The organism is Marinospirillum perlucidum (genome assembly GCF_003336805.1).
Lineage (GTDB): Bacteria > Pseudomonadota > Gammaproteobacteria > Pseudomonadales > Halomonadaceae > Marinospirillum > Marinospirillum perlucidum.
The window spans coordinates 336,682-353,331 of record NZ_QFWJ01000002.1 but is presented as its reverse complement, the minus strand read 5'-3'; the positions used below and the strand labels follow the sequence as shown (position 1 = coordinate 353,331).

Annotated in this window: 17 protein-coding genes; 9 read left to right on the top strand and 8 right to left on the bottom strand. The window is 53.9% G+C overall.

Going from position 1 to position 16,650, the window contains the following annotated elements; all coding sequences use genetic code 11:
* Positions 1-9 precede the first annotated feature (9 nt).
* Positions 10-2,865, top strand: coding sequence for an isoleucine--tRNA ligase (ileS, locus tag DFK18_RS04120; protein ID WP_114416945.1), 2,856 nt, complete (start codon positions 10-12; stop codon positions 2,863-2,865).
* The gene (lspA, locus tag DFK18_RS04115; protein ID WP_114416944.1) at positions 2,858-3,379 is read left to right on the top strand and encodes a signal peptidase II; all 522 of its coding nucleotides are present in this window, start codon (positions 2,858-2,860) and stop codon (positions 3,377-3,379) included. Before ileS ends, lspA begins: the two co-directional genes overlap by 8 nt.
* A gap of 76 nt (positions 3,380-3,455) precedes the next feature.
* On the opposite strand, the gene DFK18_RS04110 is transcribed toward lspA, so the two are convergent.
* The 3 genes from DFK18_RS04110 to DFK18_RS04100 form a co-directional block, all read right to left on the bottom strand.
* A complete protein-coding gene (locus DFK18_RS04110) occupies positions 3,456-3,824 on the bottom strand; it encodes a hypothetical protein (RefSeq protein ID WP_114416943.1) in 369 nt (122 codons plus the stop codon).
* Positions 3,825-4,042: 218 nt separating this feature from the next.
* Positions 4,043-4,465, bottom strand: a complete 423-nt coding sequence (hepT, locus tag DFK18_RS04105) for a type VII toxin-antitoxin system HepT family RNase toxin (RefSeq protein ID WP_162299676.1) — start codon at positions 4,463-4,465, stop codon at positions 4,043-4,045.
* A 1-nt stretch (position 4,466) separates the two neighbouring features.
* Positions 4,467-4,850 (bottom strand): nucleotidyltransferase domain-containing protein, encoded by a 384-nt coding sequence (locus DFK18_RS04100; protein ID WP_114416941.1) that lies wholly within the window; start codon positions 4,848-4,850, stop codon positions 4,467-4,469.
* 91 nt (positions 4,851-4,941) lie between these two features.
* On the opposite strand from DFK18_RS04100, the gene fkpB reads away from it, so the two are divergent.
* Both fkpB and ispH read left to right on the top strand, forming a co-directional pair.
* Positions 4,942-5,391 carry an FKBP-type peptidyl-prolyl cis-trans isomerase gene (gene fkpB / locus DFK18_RS04095; protein ID WP_114416940.1) on the top strand — a complete coding sequence of 150 codons (450 nt, stop codon included), beginning with the start codon at positions 4,942-4,944 and terminating at the stop codon, positions 5,389-5,391.
* Between the two features lie 12 nt (positions 5,392-5,403).
* Positions 5,404-6,360: a 4-hydroxy-3-methylbut-2-enyl diphosphate reductase gene (gene ispH, locus DFK18_RS04090; RefSeq protein WP_114416939.1), complete on the top strand. Its 957-nt coding sequence runs from the start codon at positions 5,404-5,406 to the stop codon at positions 6,358-6,360.
* Here the strand turns inward: ispH and DFK18_RS04085 are convergent.
* Complete coding sequence (locus tag DFK18_RS04085) at positions 6,311-7,549, bottom strand: GNAT family N-acetyltransferase (protein ID WP_218563896.1); 1,239 nt, start codon at positions 7,547-7,549, stop codon at positions 6,311-6,313. The genes ispH and DFK18_RS04085 overlap by 50 nt on opposite strands.
* 114 nt (positions 7,550-7,663) lie before the next feature.
* Here DFK18_RS04085 and DFK18_RS04080 point away from each other — a divergent pair, with 114 nt between their 5' ends.
* The 3 genes from DFK18_RS04080 (at position 7,664) to trxB (ending at position 9,748) form a co-directional block, all read left to right on the top strand.
* Positions 7,664-7,864, top strand: coding sequence for a CPXCG motif-containing cysteine-rich protein (locus DFK18_RS04080; protein ID WP_245944325.1), 201 nt, complete (start codon positions 7,664-7,666; stop codon positions 7,862-7,864).
* Positions 7,865-8,094: 230 nt separating this feature from the next.
* Positions 8,095-8,697 carry a peroxiredoxin gene (locus tag DFK18_RS04075; RefSeq protein WP_114416938.1) on the top strand — a complete coding sequence of 201 codons (603 nt, stop codon included), beginning with the start codon at positions 8,095-8,097 and terminating at the stop codon, positions 8,695-8,697.
* Positions 8,698-8,797: 100 nt separating this feature from the next.
* Entirely contained in the window at positions 8,798-9,748 is a 951-nt protein-coding gene (trxB, locus tag DFK18_RS04070; protein ID WP_114416937.1) for a thioredoxin-disulfide reductase, read from the top strand.
* Here the strand turns inward: trxB and DFK18_RS04065 are convergent.
* Genes DFK18_RS04065 through DFK18_RS04050 form a run of 4 tightly spaced genes read right to left on the bottom strand, consistent with a single transcriptional unit; the run spans position 9,730 to position 12,877 of the window.
* Complete coding sequence (locus tag DFK18_RS04065; RefSeq protein ID WP_114416936.1) at positions 9,730-10,518, bottom strand: tRNA-uridine aminocarboxypropyltransferase; 789 nt, start codon at positions 10,516-10,518, stop codon at positions 9,730-9,732. The genes trxB and DFK18_RS04065 overlap by 19 nt on opposite strands.
* Positions 10,508-11,437 carry a bile acid:sodium symporter family protein gene (locus DFK18_RS04060; RefSeq protein WP_114416935.1) on the bottom strand — a complete coding sequence of 310 codons (930 nt, stop codon included), beginning with the start codon at positions 11,435-11,437 and terminating at the stop codon, positions 10,508-10,510. The genes DFK18_RS04065 and DFK18_RS04060 overlap by 11 nt, the downstream gene beginning before the upstream one ends.
* Entirely contained in the window at positions 11,434-12,117 is a 684-nt protein-coding gene (gene trmB, locus DFK18_RS04055) for a tRNA (guanine(46)-N(7))-methyltransferase TrmB (RefSeq protein WP_114416934.1), read from the bottom strand. The genes DFK18_RS04060 and trmB overlap by 4 nt, the downstream gene beginning before the upstream one ends.
* Positions 12,110-12,877 carry a ParA family protein gene (locus tag DFK18_RS04050; RefSeq protein ID WP_114416933.1) on the bottom strand — a complete coding sequence of 256 codons (768 nt, stop codon included), beginning with the start codon at positions 12,875-12,877 and terminating at the stop codon, positions 12,110-12,112. The genes trmB and DFK18_RS04050 overlap by 8 nt, the downstream gene beginning before the upstream one ends.
* A 292-nt stretch (positions 12,878-13,169) precedes the next feature.
* Between DFK18_RS04050 and DFK18_RS04045 the strand changes: the two genes are divergently transcribed.
* Entirely contained in the window at positions 13,170-15,227 is a 2,058-nt protein-coding gene (locus DFK18_RS04045) for a DUF1302 domain-containing protein (protein WP_162299675.1), read from the top strand.
* Positions 15,228-15,299: 72 nt separating this feature from the next.
* Entirely contained in the window at positions 15,300-16,637 is a 1,338-nt protein-coding gene (locus DFK18_RS04040; RefSeq protein WP_114416931.1) for a DUF1329 domain-containing protein, read from the top strand.
* Positions 16,638-16,650: the final 13 nt, after the last annotated feature.

Genomic DNA, 16,650 nt, shown 5'->3' with positions numbered 1-16,650 from the left:
ACGATAACCATGACTGACAAGAATTCGGACCAATACAAAGCAACGCTTAACCTGCCGGAAACCAGCTTCCCCATGCGCGGGATGCTGCCCAAGCAGGAGCCCAAGCGCCTGGAAAAATGGCAACAGCTGGATCTCTACGCCCAGCTGCGCAAACAGGGTGAAGGCCGCCCCAAATTTGTTCTTCACGACGGCCCTCCCTATGCCAACGGCAATATCCATATCGGTCATGCGGTCAACAAGATCATCAAGGACTTTATCGTTAAATCCCGCACCCTGGCCGGGTTTGATGCTCCCTATGTACCTGGCTGGGACTGCCACGGCCTGCCCATCGAGCACAAGGTCGAAGTCACCCACGGCAAGAACCTGCCTGCTGACAAGGCCCGTGATCTCTGCCGCGAATACGCGGGCGAACAGATCAAGGGTCAGATGCAGGACTTTGTCCGCCTGGGCGTGATTGGCGACTGGCAAAAACCCTATCGCACCATGGATTTCACCAACGAAGCTGGAGAAATCCGTGCCCTGGCGGAAATGGTTAAAGGCGGGTTTGTCTTCAAAGGCCTCAAGCCGGTTAACTGGTGTTTTGACTGTGGTTCTGCCCTGGCCGAAGCCGAGGTGGAATATGCAGACAAGCAATCCGATGCCATCGATGTTGCCTTCCCCTGTGAAGACGAACAAGCCCTGGCCAAGGCCTTCCAACTGGATCAACTGCCCAAGCCTGCAGCCGTAGTGATCTGGACCACCACACCCTGGACCATTCCAGCCAACCAGGCGCTGAATGTTCACCCCGAATTCACCTATGCCCTGGTGGATACCGGTGATCGTCTACTGCTGCTGGCTGAGCCACTGGTGGAATCCTGCCTGGAAAGATTCGGCCTGGAAGGTGAGATCCTGGCCCGTGCGCAAGGCGACCAATTGGACAAGATCAATTTCCGCCATCCTTTTTACGACCGCCTCTCGCCGGTTTATCTGGCCGACTATGTGGAAGCGGAAGTGGGCAGCACGGGGATCGTTCACTCCGCCCCGGCTTACGGCATGGATGACTTTAACACCTGCCGCGCCGAAGGCATGAGCTTTGATGACATCCTCAGCCCGGTGCAGAGCAATGGTGTCTACAGCGAAGACCTGCCCTATTTCGGCGGCCAGATGATCTGGAAGGCCAATCCCCAGATCGTGGAAAAGCTGTCTGAAAGCGGCAATCTGATGGCCCACAAGAAGATTACCCACAGCTACATGCACTGCTGGCGGCACAAGACCCCCGTCATCTATCGTGCCACCGCCCAGTGGTTTGTGGGCATGGATATCCAGGGCACCGATGGCAAGACCCTGCGTGAAAAGGCCCTGGCGGGTATCGAACAAACCCAGTTCTATCCTGACTGGGGGCAGGCGCGTCTGCACTCCATGATCGCCAACCGCCCGGACTGGTGTATCTCGCGTCAGCGCAACTGGGGGGTTCCCCTGCCTTTCTTCCTGCACAAGGCGACGGGTGAACTGCATCCCAACACCCTGGAGATGATGGAAAAGGTCGCCCAAAAAGTGGAAGCCGAAGGCATTGATGCCTGGTTCCAGCTGCCTGCTGAAGAACTCCTGGGCGAAGAAGCCAAGGATTACGACAAGGTCATGGATACCCTGGACGTCTGGTTTGATTCCGGCACCACCCACTGGCATGTGCTGCGTGGCTCCCATCCACTGGGCCACAACGAAGGCCCGCGTGCTGACCTCTACCTGGAAGGCTCCGACCAGCACCGTGGCTGGTTCCACTCCTCCTTGCTGACCGGTTGTGCCATTGATGGTCATCCACCTTACCGCAGCCTGCTCACCCATGGTTTTACCGTGGATGCTCAAGGCCGCAAGATGTCCAAATCCGTGGGCAACGTGGTGGCTCCCCAGGAAGTCATGGACAAGCTGGGTGCCGATATCCTGCGCCTGTGGGTTTCCTCGACCGATTATTCCGGGGAAATGGCCGTTTCCGACGATATCCTCAAGCGCACTGCGGATTCCTATCGTCGTATCCGCAACACCAGCCGCTTCCTGCTTTCCAACCTGAACGGTTTTGATCCCAAGCGCGATCTGCTGCCTGCGGATCAACTGCTGTCCCTGGATCGCTGGGCCGTGGATGCTGCCCTGCGACTGCAGGAGAAAGTCAAAGCCGCCTACGACAGCTACCGCTTCCTGGATGTTTACCAGCAGGTACACCACTTCTGCGTCAAGGAACTGGGTGGTTTCTACCTGGATGTCATCAAGGACCGCCAGTACACCATGCAGACGGATTCGCGCGGTCGCCGCTCTTGTCAGACAGCGCTTTACCACATTGCTGAAGCCCTGATTCGCTGGGTTGCGCCCATCCTCAGTTTCACCGCTGAAGAAATCAACGAGCACCTGCCCGGTGAGCGCCCTGAATCCATCTTCCTGACCACCTGGTATGAAGGCCTTTTTGCCCTGCCCGAGAACTCCAGTGAAGACCTGGGTCGGGATTACTGGGAACAGCTGGTGGAAGTTAAGGATGCTGTGAACAAATGCCTGGAAGATGCGCGTAACGAGAAGCTGGTGAAAGGCTCCCTGAGCGCAGAAGTCACCCTCTTTGCTTCTCCTGCGCTGTTGGCCGACCTGGAGCGTTTGGGTGATGAACTGCGCTTTGTTCTGCTCACCTCCGAAGTGCATCTCAAGCCACTGGCCGAAGCTGGCGATGCCCGTACGACCGAACTGGAAGAGCTGAAAGTCGCTGTTTTCGCCTCAGAAAACGAGAAGTGTGTGCGCTGCTGGCACCATCGCGAAGATGTCGGTAGCCATGCCGAGCATCCTCATCTTTGTGGCCGCTGTATCAGCAACCTGCCTGACGGTGAAGGTGAAGTTCGCCACTATGCCTGATGCCATCAGAAAAGCCCTTGCCAGCCTGCGCTGGCAGGGGCGCAATCTGCCCTGGTTGGGACTGGCCGCGCTGGTCGTCATCATCGACCTGGCCAGCAAAGCCTGGATCAGCAACAGCTTCTTCTATGGTCAACGCCTGGAAGTGCTGCCGGTTTTTGATCTGGTACTGCTGCACAACACCGGGGCCGCCTTCAGCTTTCTGGCTTCGGCCGGTGGCTGGCAGCGGGTGTTTTTTATCGGTATTGGACTGGTGGCCTGCCTGTTTCTCTGGGGTTGGCTCAACCAACGCCAGGATTCAGAAAAACTGCTCGCCTTGGCCCTCGCCCTGATTCTTGGCGGTGCCCTGGGCAACCTGCATGACCGCATCCTGCATGGCTATGTCGTCGACTTCCTGGCATTTCACTGGAATCACAACTACTTTCCCGCCTTTAATCTGGCCGACTCAGCCATCACGGTAGGGGCTGGACTGATCCTCTGGTTGACGCTATTTGGGAAGAAAGAAAAAACGGGCTAGGTATTTTAACGTACGAACCTGCTGCCAACGGCATAGCACCGAGAAGTCGCTGGAGCATTGAATTCAAGTTACCGTTTTATGGCTGGGGAAGAACTTCCGCATTAACTCTTCCAAATGCCCTACGATTGTTTTTAAGAGTAAAGGTGATTGTAAATTCTCCCATCAGAGTTGCTCCAGCAGCAGGGGTAAACCCAACAGTCAAAAAAACTGTTTCTATTTCGGACACTTCATTATCTCTCAGCAAACAAAAAAGATTTGATCTGCACTGCTCCACCAAAATACGGTTGCGTTCCAAATTATATTCAACGGGGATGATTTGGCCCGAACACAAATCAATTTCCGCGTATTGATATTCACTGGAACTTGCTAAATAAGCAAAATGATTGGCAGATACGGAAAATTTATGGGCTATATTCCGAGCAATATTACGCAGTCTTTTTAGCATACCACTACACCTTGGTCTGTTTCTCGAATCCTCCACCCCACTCTAGTGTTTGAAGAGAAGTACTTTTTACTTCTTTATACTCAAAAACCTAGGTGCCTTGCTTCAGCCTAGAAATCTCTAATTAACTCTTGCCCTGCGACTCCCATGTGTGTAGGGAGTGCAGTGGAAATGACCTCAAATGCTCATTTACTATTTGTAAACTTTGCCCATCAACTTGATCAACTGCACTCTAGTACTTTTACTGCCTTGCGCACAAAATCCAGTGGTTGCTGGTAATAGCCATTGCGAACCACTGACTGGACTATTTCCGGATCAACATCCAGGTAGTCGTGTACCAGGGCATTGCGTAGGCCGATAACTTTTTTCCAGGGCGTCTGGCTCGCAATCAAGCCAGCACTTTGAAGGTACTGAAAGGCTTTTAGCCCTTCATTAATTGTTTGTCCTGTGGACTTTTTCGCCCAGTGCTTTGCTGCTCCGATCGCGGCTTCAATCAACAGCTGCAAACTACGTTCCGCCGCCAACTCTTCAAAACGTGACCAGGGTTCTACCTCCAGTTTATTTTTAAGCAGAAGCAAGTCCCTTTCACACTCGTTAGCGTGCTCGGTCAGTGAGATCAAATAACTCGGTGCCACGGGTGCCATTTCATGCCCTCCCTTGTTGAGCATGCAGGTAATCGAGTTCCCAGATCGAGAAGATTCTGGATTCTACAGCCATACGTATTTCCGGTTTTTTATCTACAAGGAGCTGCCCTTCAGAAAGCACACTCCAACCCAGAGGAACAGGGCAGCAGGCCAGATCAACAATACTGAGTTGGCCTTCCGGTAATTTCAGCTCTTCTTGCCAATCCAAGGCTAAGGTCTCGGGACGCAGACGTCGCTCTAGGGCATCATCTTTCCATTCCGCAAAGATGACTGCCAAATCCCAATCACTAGTACATCCGGCATCGCCTCGCGCTTGGGAGCCGTAAATCCATAATGTCAGGATTTGCAGATCCTTTTCAGCGAGTTTGGTTAGGGCTTCTGTCATGAGCTAAGACCGAGTGGAGAAGTAGGTTACTGGCTTCCAGTGTGCATGTTAAAATAAATTTAATCACTCTTCTTACCAGATGGATACCCTAATGAATGATTTGAAAATCGGCGAGGGCACGCAGGTTAGTCTGCATTTTGCCCTGCGCCTGGAAGACGGTCAGCCTGTCGATTCCACCTTTGAGCGCGAACCGGCTCAACTGACCATTGGTGATGGCAATCTGCCCGAGGCCTTTGAAAATTGCATTCACGGGCTTAAAGCGGGTGACAAGGAAAGCTTCACCCTGCCGCCTGAGAAGGCCTTTGGCCAGCATAACCCCAGCAATATTCAGATGCTGTCACGCTCTGATTTCTCCAATCTGGATGAGCTGGAAGTCGGCATGATTCTGGGTTTTACTGATAAAGGCGGGAACGAATTGCCCGGTGTGATTGCCGAAATTGATGAGCGTCAGGTCAAGGTGGATTTCAATCATCCTCTGGCCGGGCGTACTCTGACATTTGATGTTGAAATTCTTGATGTGGCTCCGGCTTCTGTCCAGTAATTCAGGTGGTTTATGACTCTTAACATCCAGTTGGCCAACCCCCGTGGTTTTTGTGCAGGGGTGGATCGCGCCATTGAAATCGTTAACCGCGCACTGGATGTGTTCGGCCCGCCCATTTATGTTCGCCATGAGGTGGTGCATAACCGCTTTGTGGTAGAAGCCTTGCGGGAAAGAGGCGCACGTTTTGTCGATGAGCTCCACGAAGTGCCGGATGATGTCATCGTTATCTTCTCGGCCCACGGGGTTTCCCAGGCGGTGCAGGAAGAAGCGGAAAGACGCCAGTTGAAGGTGTTTGATGCCACCTGCCCGCTGGTGACCAAGGTGCATATGGAAGTCCTGCGTTATGCACGCCAGGGGCATGAGTGCATTCTGATCGGTCATGCTGGCCACCCGGAAGTGGAAGGCACCATGGGTCGTTATGATACCCAGCATGGCGGGCGGATCTATCTGGTCGAAAGTGAAGAGGATGCCGCCAAGCTGGAAGTCAACAACCCTGATCGTCTGGCTTATGTCACCCAGACCACCCTGTCGATGGATGACACTGCGCGGGTAATTGATGCCCTGCGCCAGCGCTTCCCCAATATTGCTGGTCCGCGCAAAGATGATATCTGCTACGCCACCCAGAATCGTCAGGATGCGGTTAAAACCCTGGCCCAGACCTCTGATCTGGTGCTGGTGGTAGGCAGCCCCAACAGCTCCAACTCCAACCGCCTGCGTGAGCTCGCCGAGCGCATGGGAGCCAAGGCCTACCTGATTGATGGCGCTGATGATCTCAAGCGCGAATGGCTGGATGCAGCTACCAGTATTGGCATTACCGCCGGAGCCTCTGCACCGGAGGTGCTGGTCAAGGATGTTATCAACCAGCTAACGGCCTGGGGTGCGGATCTGCCCGAAGAGCTTCAGGGCCGCCCGGAAAATATTACTTTTTCCATGCCGAAGGAACTGCGTCTACAGCCGGTTGATGATTAATTGAATAGGGAAGCAGGCTGGCTGCCTCTTCCCGATATTCCCTGATGGCCTCGTCTTCGCGGCGTAAGAAATCCGCAACCGCGCGGGAGAAGTTGGCATCCGGCAACCAATGCAGTGAGGTCATCAGGCAGGGTTCAAACCCGCGCGTCAGTTTGTGCTCACCCTGGGTACCCGGATCAAAATGCTCCAGCCCTTGTTTAATCGCGTATTCAATCCCCTGGTAATAACAGGCCTCGAAGTGGAGCGCATCGGCCTCCACCAGTGATCCCCAATAGCGCCCGTAGAGATTCTTGTCATCCTGAAAAAACAGGGCACCGGCCAGGGCCTCGCCCTCTTTTTCGGCGAGAACCAGCATCAGGGATTCAGGCATGCTCTCCAGCAGTTGCAAAAAGAAATCCTCACTTAAGTAGGGCAGCTGCCCATGCAGGTAGTAGGTCATGCGATAAAATTGGTAGAACTGCTGCAGCATCACCCGGGTAATGGCCTGCCCGCTCACCGCTTTTAATTCCAACCCCTGATCGGCGACCTTGCGTCTTTCCCGCCGGATCTCTTTACGGCGTTTGCTTTTGAGCACAGCCAGAAAAGCATCAAAGGATTCATAACCGGCATTAAACCAGTGAAACTGGCAACTGCTGCGTTTTAATAAGCGTCCCGAGTCCAGGCTTTGCAGGGCGTCAGCCTGTTCAGCTTCGGGGAAGAGCAGATGCCAACCGGAGAGGCTTTTTACCAACTGTGGTTCAGTGACTTCTTCTTGAATGGACTTCAGTAACAGCTGAAGGATTTCCTCCCGGTCTTCACCGGCATCCACCAGCAGGCGCGGCCCTTCAACGGGAGTAAAGGGCACAGCGGTTAACAGCTTGGGGTAGTAGTCGCGGCCGGGCTGTCCGGTGACCGGATCGGGAAAATGGCGGTAGGCTTCAGCCCACTGGAAATCAAAAACATACTCTCCGCGCGAGTGGTATTTGATGTAGCAGGGCAAGAAAGCCACCAACTTGTCCCCGCGCCAGCAGGTCCAGTGATAAGGCTGCCACCCTTTTTCCGGACTCACACTGCCACTGGTTTCCAATGCCGTCAGAAACTCATGGCGCAAGAAGGGATAACCCTCGGGATTAAGCCGCTGCCAGGCAGCCGGGTCTAGCGAGGTCATCCCGGTTTGCCAGGCGACTTGCAGGGGTTGTTGAGCCGTCATTAATCAGCCTCCTGAGTGTCTTCAAGCGGTCAGGGCTAGCCCATCAGGTTACCCTCGCTTTTAACCTACTGCCTGCTAATCTTGAAAGGGTGTAACCTGTTGAGGAGGCGCACCATGAATGAAGCCATGCTAACAACCTATAACGGCCAGTGCCCCTATTGTGGCAGTGATCTGGAGCTGTCCATCGATACCTCTTCGGGAAGCCAGGAGTATATCGAGGATTGTGAAGTCTGCTGTGCCCCGATCACGGTCGTTGCCGAGGTGGATCTCAAGGGAGAACTGGTGGGTGTGGAGCTGCGCAGAGACTCTGACTGATGTCGGCCTGCCTTTCCGTTCAGGTGTTCCCAGCCCTTGTAATCGGCCAGCAACACCCCCATGTTATTACCTTTAATGCCTTTTCAATAAGCTGGTTGAGGCTATCAACTGAATTGATTTAATTGACCAGCCTTATTACAGTAAACGCTGATCCTAAGGGATTCGGTAGTTAGTGCAGTTGGCAAGATCCAAAAATCCAAGTTGTAAACTAACCTTCAGGAGGTTGAATAATGAGCGTACTTGTAACCCGTCAGGCACCTGATTTTGAAGCAGCGGCTGTTAAAGGCGACGGTAGCATCGTAGAAAACTTCAAGCTGTCCGACACCAATGGCAAATACCGTGTGGTTTTCTTCTGGCCACTGGATTTCACTTTTGTTTGCCCTTCCGAAATCATTGCCCACAACAACCGCATGGCCAAGTTCAAGGAGCTGGGCGTAGAGGTTATCGGTGTTTCTATCGACAGCCAGTTCACTCACCACGCTTGGCGTAACACCAGCCCTGATCAGGGTGGTATCGGTGAAGTTGAATTCACCATGGTTGCTGACGTGAAGCACGAAATTGCCCGTGCTTACGGCATTGAACACCCAGAAGACGGTGTTGCTCTGCGTGCTTCCTTCCTGATCGACAAAGACGGTGTTGTTCAGCATCAGATCGTTAACAACCTGCCTCTGGGCCGCAATGTCGATGAAATGGTCCGCCTGGTAGAAGCTCTGCAGTTCCACGAAGAACATGGTGAAGTTTGCCCTGCTGGCTGGACCAAGGGTCAGAAGGGTATGAAGGCTGATGCCAAGGGTGTTGCTGACTACCTGGCTGAGTCTTCAGACAAGCTGTAAGACTTAAGCTTGCTTTAAGGCTAAGCTAAAATTATTGCAGTAATCTAAAAGGGTCGGCAGAGTGTCGACCCTTTTTTGAATCCAACTTTCAGGAGCAACCATGAGTGAAACCCGTCACAGCAAGCTGATTATTCTGGGTTCCGGCCCGGCAGGCTATACCGCAGCCGTTTACGCAGCACGCGCCAATCTGCAGCCTCTGTTGATTACCGGCATGCAGATGGGTGGGCAATTAACCACAACAACGGATGTGGACAACTGGCCGGGCGACGATCAGGGCGTTCAGGGCCCCGAACTCATGGAAAGAATGCGCCGCCATGCCGAGCGCTTTGAAACCCAGATTCAATTTGATCAGATCAGTCAGGTCGATCTGAGCCAAAAACCCTTTACCCTGACTGGCGATCAGGGCACCTATACCTGTGATGCACTGATCATTGCGACCGGTGCCAGCGCCCAGTATATCGGCCTACCCAGCGAAGAAGAATTCATGGGTCGCGGGGTGTCAGCCTGTGCAACCTGCGATGGCTTTTTCTACAAGAACCAGGAAGTGGCCGTTGTCGGTGGTGGCAATACCGCGGTTGAAGAAGCGCTTTATCTCTCTAACATTGCCAAGAAGGTCACCCTGGTACACCGGCGTGACAGCCTGAGGGCCGAGAAGATCCTTCAGGATCAACTGCTGGAAAAAGCCGAAAACGGCAATATCGAAATCCTCTGGAATCACCAACTGACTGAAATTGTTGGCGATCAACAGGGGGTAACCGGCCTCAAACTGCAATCCACCACCGATGCTTCCAGCAAAGAACTGCCGGTGATGGGAGTCTTTATTGCCATCGGCCACAAGCCCAATACCGAACTCTTTGAAGGTCAGCTGGACATGGCCGGCGGCTACATCCAGGTGGCTTCAGGCCTGAAAGGCAACGCCACGGCCACCAGCGTGGAAGGGGTTTTTGCCGCCGGGGACGTTTGCGATCACATCTACCGTCAGGCTGTTACCTCTGCCGGAACCGGCTGCATGGCCGCCCTGGATGCTGAACGCTATCTGGATGGTTTGTAATTACCCGCTTGATAATCCAGCAGCCATTGCATGGCTTCACTCAGGTCCGCCTGCTTCTGGCGGCGGGCCGCTGCATAACCCTGGTTGAAAACCGCAAAGTAGTTTTCCAGCACCTCGGCGGCTTCCTGATCCCCCGCCAGGTGTAAAAGCTCGATCCCCACTTCAGCCGTGCACAGATGCTGGTCGGACGCTGGCTTGCGCAACTGGTATTGCGTCTTGCGACTGGCCCTGACCGGCAGCACTGGCAAATCTTGCAGATAGTCACTCTGGCGAAACATCTTGCGCGCCTGGCGCCAGGTGCCATCCAGCAAAATAAAAACAGGGATCTTTTCTTCCTGACCCTGGCGGGCCTGCGGATAATCCTGCACTACCCGATGCTGATAATCCGGCTGGTCATCGGGAAAAATAATAAATGGCTGGTAAGCCGGGTCCTTGAGTAATTCCAGAAAAGCTTGCGGGGGGCGCATTCGCTGCCAGGGAAAAACCCGGGTCGTGGGCAGGGTATCACCAATCAACCGGGCCGTATTGGTCGGTTTGTTGACCTCTTCTATGTGCATGAGCACCCAGAACTGGGCTTGGGCCCGGGTTTCGGTGCGGTAGCGGCAGATGCAGAATTCCCGCGGCATACGACAACCGGCACAGCGGCGGATAAAACTGCCGCGTGCGGTAAAGGGACGTCGGGGATACTGGAAACGCTCGGGAGATTCGGCAATGCGCCGAACCTCCTGTTCAAAAGCAGAAAGGGGTTTTTCGGGAAAATCAGCTGCCATCTTTGACTCGGACTCGTTTCCAGTGACCGGCCAGAATCGCTCCGGAGAGATTGTGCCAGACACTGAAGATCACCCCCGGCAAGGCGGCCGCCGGAGTAAAGTATTTTGCGGCCAGACCTGCAGCCAGACCGGAATTCTGCATGCCCACTTCGATGGCAATCGTGCGGCATTCGCGTTCATCGCACTTGAGCAGACGCGCACCGTAATAGCCTGCAGCCAGACCGGCCAGATTGTGCAGAATAACCGCCAGAGCCAGAACCGGACCAAGGCTTGCCAGACGCCCCTGATTGAGGCTAACAACAATTGCAATCACCAGCAGGATTCCCACCATGGAACCACTGGCCAGCAGGGTTTCCTGCTTGCGCAAAAATCGCTCGAACAGGCGGTTAAAAATTACCCCGGCAAAAATTGGCAGCAGGACCACCCAAGCCAGGGTTTTCATCATATCCACAACAGGTACCGCGAGCGTCTGCCCCACGTAAAACTGGGTCAGTAGCGGAGTGGCAAAAACGGCTATCAGACTGGAAAAAAGTGTCATAGTAACCGAGAGGGCCACCCGACCACCGGCCAGATAAACCATGACATTGGAGGCTGTCCCCCCGGCCGTAGCTCCCACCAGCAGCATGCCTACGGTCAATTCCGGGCTTAACAGCAACCCTTTGGATAACAGCCAGGCCACCAAAGGCATGATCAGAAATTGAATACCTGCACCCATTAAAATCTTGTCGGGGCGCTTAAAGACTCGCATGAAATCTTCCGGGGTCAGGGTCAGCCCCATAAAGAACATAATAGCGGCGAGCAGATACAGAATAATCTCGCTGAAGTTGTTGAAGAGATTAGGCTGAATATAGGCCACTGCAGCAAAGACTAGTGCCCAGACAGGGAACATCTTGTTAGCTTGGCGCAAGTATTTATTCATTTTTTGTCATCCCGTGGCAAAAGATTAAGGTCAGCCTCCAGTTTCCATAAGTCCTGTCCGCTGAGGCTGTATTTACGTTCAAAAGGTGTCAGAGGTTCATCCGGAACCAGACGGGTTAACTGTGAAGGAAGCTCAAAAGTCTTCAGGGCCACCTGCATTTCTTCAAGATAAAGGCACCAATTGCTGCGCGCTTCCAGCTGCCCCCCCAATTCAATCAATGTCGGAAAGACCGGGTGGCCATGCCAGCGCAACTTGAGGTCTTTCTTCTTCGGGTAGGGGTTGGGGTAAAGAAGAAAGTGTTTTTCCGGCTGCCATCCGGCCTCCAGTGCCAGCCGCCAGAAATCGACCAGATCAGCCCTGACTAGCAGGGCATTAGCGGGCAGATCACCTACCTGGCGCTGCAGACGATCGGCAGAACGATCCACCCCGATAACCAGATGCTCAGGGTGCTGCTTGGCCAGAATACGGGTACTGACGCCCACGCCACAGCCGGAATCGAGTAATAGCGGAGCCGCCCCTTGTTGCAGAAAACGATCAGCTTCATCAAAAGCACGGCGGTTAAAATCGGCCAGAGGTTTCAAGAAAGGGGCAGCACGATGCTTGGCTACCACGGCTTCCAGTTTTTCATGCAGGCCCTGCTGGTTGCTGCTAACACTTCTGGAATTACCGGTTTCAGGCATTGATGGACTCGAAGAGCTCTGCAAACTGGCTGGTCAATTTGTGCTTGGGCACATAATGAATCAAAGGCTTGGAGACCTGGTGGGATTCGCGCATCTTGACCGAACTACTCAGGTGAACCGGCAGAACAGGATGGCCTTCTTCCTGGAGTTCATCAATCAACTGGCGCGGCAGACGTGCCTGGGCATTGAATTGATTAACAACGATGCCTTCAACCGCCAGGTTTTCATTGTGATCCATTTTTAGCTCTTCTATGGATTCCTGCAGGGAGTAGAGAGCCTGACGTGAAAAAGCATCACAATCAAAAGGGATCAGGCAGCGTTCTGCAGCAATCAATGCCGAACGGGAAAAGAAATTCAGGGCTGGTGGCGTATCGATCCAGATTTGTGCATAGACTTCAGACAATTCCATCAGGGCTTCGCGCAGTTTATAGATCTTGTAGCGGGACTCCAGCTTGGCTTCCAGGCTTTCCAGTTCGGGATGCGCGGCCAGCACATAAAGATTGTCATAAGGGGTGGGCTGCACCAGATCAGCCAGGGTTTTACGACCGCCGCCCAGCGTCAGAGACTGCTGGAAAAAATCAAACATGCTGTCATCCAGACTTTCAGCAGCCTGGCCGGTCAGGTAATGGGTGGTATTGCCCTGGGGGTCCAGATCGATGACCAGGGTCGGCTCACCCCGGGAAGCACTGATCGCTGCCAGATTGCAGGTGATGCTGCTTTTACCAACTCCGCCTTTCTGGTTAAACACGACTCTGCGCATTTCTCGTCTCTCCTGCTCGGGAATCACCTAATTCCTGGCGATATTACTAAATGCAGGCGAAAGTTACCATCTGCGGTAGCAACTTCTCACACCAAATCAAGGGTTTTCACAAGCAGGTGTTACCTGCCTACACACTTTACGGTTATGTTTTTCTTATAGCGTTTGAAAATTCACTCTTAAGGGTGATAGCTCCAGGATTACTCCGCGACCAGACTTAGAGAACAAAAATCAAACGCCTGTTTAGATGCTCTGTTCTGGTCAGGTGACTCATAACAACAAAAGAGGTGTATCCATGAGCCGCACTTACTTACCCCGCCTGAGTCTGTTGGCCCTAGCGCTGGGCAGCTTGTCCCTGCAGGCCCAGGCAGCCAACTTCGATATGGGCGATTTTCGTCTGCAGGTTGATTCCAAAATCTCCGTCGGCACCAGTTTCCGCACTGAAGACAGAAACAATGATTATGTTGCCCACGGCACGCTGGACGCCATGGGAATCACACCCGGCAATGCGCCCAACGCCATCCTTCAGGGCGCGAACCAATCATCCAATCCCAGCTATCAGGGCAACTCTTCCAGCAATACTGATGACGGCAACATGAATTTTGACAAGGGTGATGCCATTTCCCAGGTCATCACCGGCAGTCATGAAATCAGTCTGGAGCACAACCGCTACCGTAACCTGGGCGCCAACCTGAGCTTCCGCTACTGGTATGACCATGCCCTGAACGAGCTGAGTGGCTCTCCCTCCAATTCCGGCATGGTGGACGATTGGGAAGACACCACAGCCTTTGATGATGCCAAGAGTGGTATCGAACTGATGAACGCCTATGTCTGGGGCGATTTCCTGGTAGCTAACCGTCCCGCTCAGGTGGTTTTGGGTCGGCATGTGCTTAACTGGGGTGAAAGCACCTTTATCCAGGGTGGCCAGAACGTTGCTAATCCCGTGGATGTTCCTGCGCTACGCCGTCCTGGCGCGGCAATTCGCGATGCCTTGCTCCCCGTGACTATGGTGTCCGGCTCCCTGGCCCTGGATGAAATGGGCAATTACACTCTGGAAGGCTACTACCAGCTGGAATGGGAAAGAACCCGTGCCGATGCCTGCGGCACCTTCTTCTCCAACAATGACTTTGGTGCTGAAGGCTGCGGCCCTGTTTACTTCCAGAGCACCAAAACTGAAACGGCCAACACCAATGAAACCGTTGTTGGTGTAGCTCCTCGCGCAGAAGACAATGAACCCGATGCGGAGGGACAATTTGGTCTGGCGCTGAAATGGTATGCCGAGCAACTGAACGGCACCGAGTTTGGTGCCTACTACCAGAATGTTCATAGTCGCTTGCCTTACGCCGGTGGCGTGGTCAGCGAAGGGGTGGTTCCTTCATCGCTGGAAACCGTCCTGACCAACCTGGGCGTGTCTGGTGATGATCCTACTGAATACCGCGTGGAATTCCCTGAGGATCAGCAGGTGATGGGGCTTTCTTTCGCAACCCTGTTACCATCCGGTACGGCCTGGTCGGGTGAAATGACCTACCGCCCCGACGCCCCCATCCAGATCAACGCCAACGATGTTCTGCTGCGTGGTGCTGTAGGCAACCTCGCTGCTTTGAAAAAAGCGGACGATACCTTGCAACAACAGGTAGATAGCACCGCGGCAACGACCAAAGAGCAGGTCTTGCAAGGTGCAGGTTTGACTGCCGCTCAGGCAACAGCCGTCGTCAACAACCTAGAAACAGCAGCCAGCCAATATGATGCCTATTCCGGTCTTATGCCCAGTGAAATCGCTTCACTGAGTGCTGGCGAGCAGGCGGGCTACCGGGAATTTGATGTCTATCAGTTCCAGTCCACCTTCATCCATGATTTTAACCGGGTGATGGGTGCCGATAACCTGCGCCTGATTGGTGAAGCTGGCTTTACCTATGTCAATGATCTCCCAGCAATTAGCGAAATGCGCTTTGGCCGTTCTTCCGTGTATGGCTCCTACGGCCAGGAAGCTGTCATTGAGCAGGCTGCCGATCTGGCCAAACTCCAGTCTGACGACTACAAGTTTGCTGACAACGGCTATGTGACCGAGTTTTCCTGGGGCTACCGTCTGCTGGCTCAGCTGGAATACAACAATGCCTTTGTGGGTGGTCTCAAACTGAAGCCCCAGCTCTCCTGGAGCCATGACGTCAGCGGCTATGGCCCTGAACCCGGCAGCCAGTTCTACGAAGGCCGCATGATTCTGGGTACTTCCCTGGGTGCCGAGTATATGAACACCTACTTTGGTAACCTCAGCTACACCAGCTACTTCGATACCGACTACTGGGATCTGGATGACCGCGACTTTATCAGTCTTAGTGTTGGCATGAACTACTAATCCTTGCAACGGGGAGCCTCGGCCCTATTCCGACTCCCCGACTTTTACACTGCACAAGAACAAGGTGACACCATGAGAACAAACAAACTTTCCAAATTGATGCCGCTGACCCGTCTGGCGACGGCACTGGTTGCAACCGGTCTTCTGGCGACCGGCCTTCAGGCTGCAGAACTGGGTGGCAGTCAGCTGACGCCGCTGGGTGCTGAACGTGCCGGAGGTGCTGAGGGTCGCATTCCTGCCTGGGATGGTGGTCTGCAATCCGGCCCCGGCAACTGGCAGGAAGGTTATGGCAATCCCTTTGCAGGCGAAGAACCCCTATATGTAATTACTGCGGACAACTACCAGCAGTATGAAGAGCGCCTGGCTCCCGGCCAGATCGCCATGCTGCAGGCCTATCCGGACACCTACCGCATTCCGGTTTATCCCACCCATCGTACCGCCAGCTATCCACAGGCGGTTTACGACCAGATTCAGCAGAACGCCACCACGGCTGAACTGGTGGATAACGGCAATGGCGTGGAAGGTTTTACCGAAGTCACTCCCTTTCCCAAGCCTGAATCCGGTGTAGAGCTGGTATGGAACCATTCCACCCGCTACCGTGGCGATGGTGCTGAACGTGAAGTGACTCTGGCCACGCCTCAGGCGGATGGTGACTATACCCCGGTCACCATCAATGAAGAATTCATGTTTATTGCTGATCCCGAAGAAAACACGCTTTTCTACTTCCTGCAGTCAGTGACCGCGCCAGCACGTCTGTCCGGTACTGTTCTTCTGGTTCAGGAAACCATGAACCAGGTTGAGGAACCGCGTCGCGCCTGGATTTACAATGCCGGTCAACGCCGTGTTCGCCGTGCACCCCAGGTAGCCTATGACGGTCCAGGCACAGCTGCTGACGGCCAGCGTACTTCCGATGGTCTGGATGTCTTCAACGGTGCCCCTGATCGCTATAACTGGGAACTGGTCGGCAAGCAGGAAATGTATATCCCCTACAACTCCTATTCCCTGCTGGATACCGATCTGAGCAATGATGACATCATCCAGGCCGGTCACCTGAATCCTGACCATCTGCGCTATGAGCTGCACCGTGTCTGGAAGGTGGTTGGCACCCTGAAAGAAGGTCAGCGCCACATCTACAACAAGCGCGTCATGTACTTTGACGAAGATACCTACCAACTGGCTCACGTTGACCAGTATGACGGTCAGGGTAATCTCTGGCGGGTTTCTGAAGGCCACATGGTGCAATTCCATGATGTTGATGTGCCCTGGTATGCAGCTGAAAACATCTATGACCTGGTCAACAACCGCTACATCGTATCCGGCCTGATCGTGGATACCCGCGGCTACAACTGGGATTACGAAGCCAACCGCCGTAATTTTACTCCCGCTGCCCTGCGCCGCTCGGGACGATAAAACCACTGGCCCT

What these genes read in the sequence shown, in the direction of transcription:
- ileS (WP_114416945.1), top strand. Translation starts at nt 10, where the DNA reads ATGACTGACAAGAATTCGGACCAATACAAAGCAACGCTTAACCTGCCG.
- lspA (WP_114416944.1), top strand. Translation starts at nt 2,858, where the DNA reads ATGCCTGATGCCATCAGAAAAGCCCTTGCCAGCCTGCGCTGGCAGGGG.
- DFK18_RS04110 (WP_114416943.1), bottom strand. Translation starts at nt 3,824, where the DNA reads ATGCTAAAAAGACTGCGTAATATTGCTCGGAATATAGCCCATAAATTT.
- hepT (WP_162299676.1), bottom strand. Translation starts at nt 4,465, where the DNA reads ATGGCACCCGTGGCACCGAGTTATTTGATCTCACTGACCGAGCACGCT.
- DFK18_RS04100 (WP_114416941.1), bottom strand. Translation starts at nt 4,850, where the DNA reads ATGACAGAAGCCCTAACCAAACTCGCTGAAAAGGATCTGCAAATCCTG.
- fkpB (WP_114416940.1), top strand. Translation starts at nt 4,942, where the DNA reads ATGAATGATTTGAAAATCGGCGAGGGCACGCAGGTTAGTCTGCATTTT.
- ispH (WP_114416939.1), top strand. Translation starts at nt 5,404, where the DNA reads ATGACTCTTAACATCCAGTTGGCCAACCCCCGTGGTTTTTGTGCAGGG.
- DFK18_RS04085 (WP_218563896.1), bottom strand. Translation starts at nt 7,549, where the DNA reads ATGACGGCTCAACAACCCCTGCAAGTCGCCTGGCAAACCGGGATGACC.
- DFK18_RS04080 (WP_245944325.1), top strand. Translation starts at nt 7,664, where the DNA reads ATGAATGAAGCCATGCTAACAACCTATAACGGCCAGTGCCCCTATTGT.
- DFK18_RS04075 (WP_114416938.1), top strand. Translation starts at nt 8,095, where the DNA reads ATGAGCGTACTTGTAACCCGTCAGGCACCTGATTTTGAAGCAGCGGCT.
- trxB (WP_114416937.1), top strand. Translation starts at nt 8,798, where the DNA reads ATGAGTGAAACCCGTCACAGCAAGCTGATTATTCTGGGTTCCGGCCCG.
- DFK18_RS04065 (WP_114416936.1), bottom strand. Translation starts at nt 10,518, where the DNA reads ATGGCAGCTGATTTTCCCGAAAAACCCCTTTCTGCTTTTGAACAGGAG.
- DFK18_RS04060 (WP_114416935.1), bottom strand. Translation starts at nt 11,437, where the DNA reads ATGAATAAATACTTGCGCCAAGCTAACAAGATGTTCCCTGTCTGGGCA.
- trmB (WP_114416934.1), bottom strand. Translation starts at nt 12,117, where the DNA reads ATGCCTGAAACCGGTAATTCCAGAAGTGTTAGCAGCAACCAGCAGGGC.
- DFK18_RS04050 (WP_114416933.1), bottom strand. Translation starts at nt 12,877, where the DNA reads ATGCGCAGAGTCGTGTTTAACCAGAAAGGCGGAGTTGGTAAAAGCAGC.
- DFK18_RS04045 (WP_162299675.1), top strand. Translation starts at nt 13,170, where the DNA reads ATGAGCCGCACTTACTTACCCCGCCTGAGTCTGTTGGCCCTAGCGCTG.
- DFK18_RS04040 (WP_114416931.1), top strand. Translation starts at nt 15,300, where the DNA reads ATGAGAACAAACAAACTTTCCAAATTGATGCCGCTGACCCGTCTGGCG.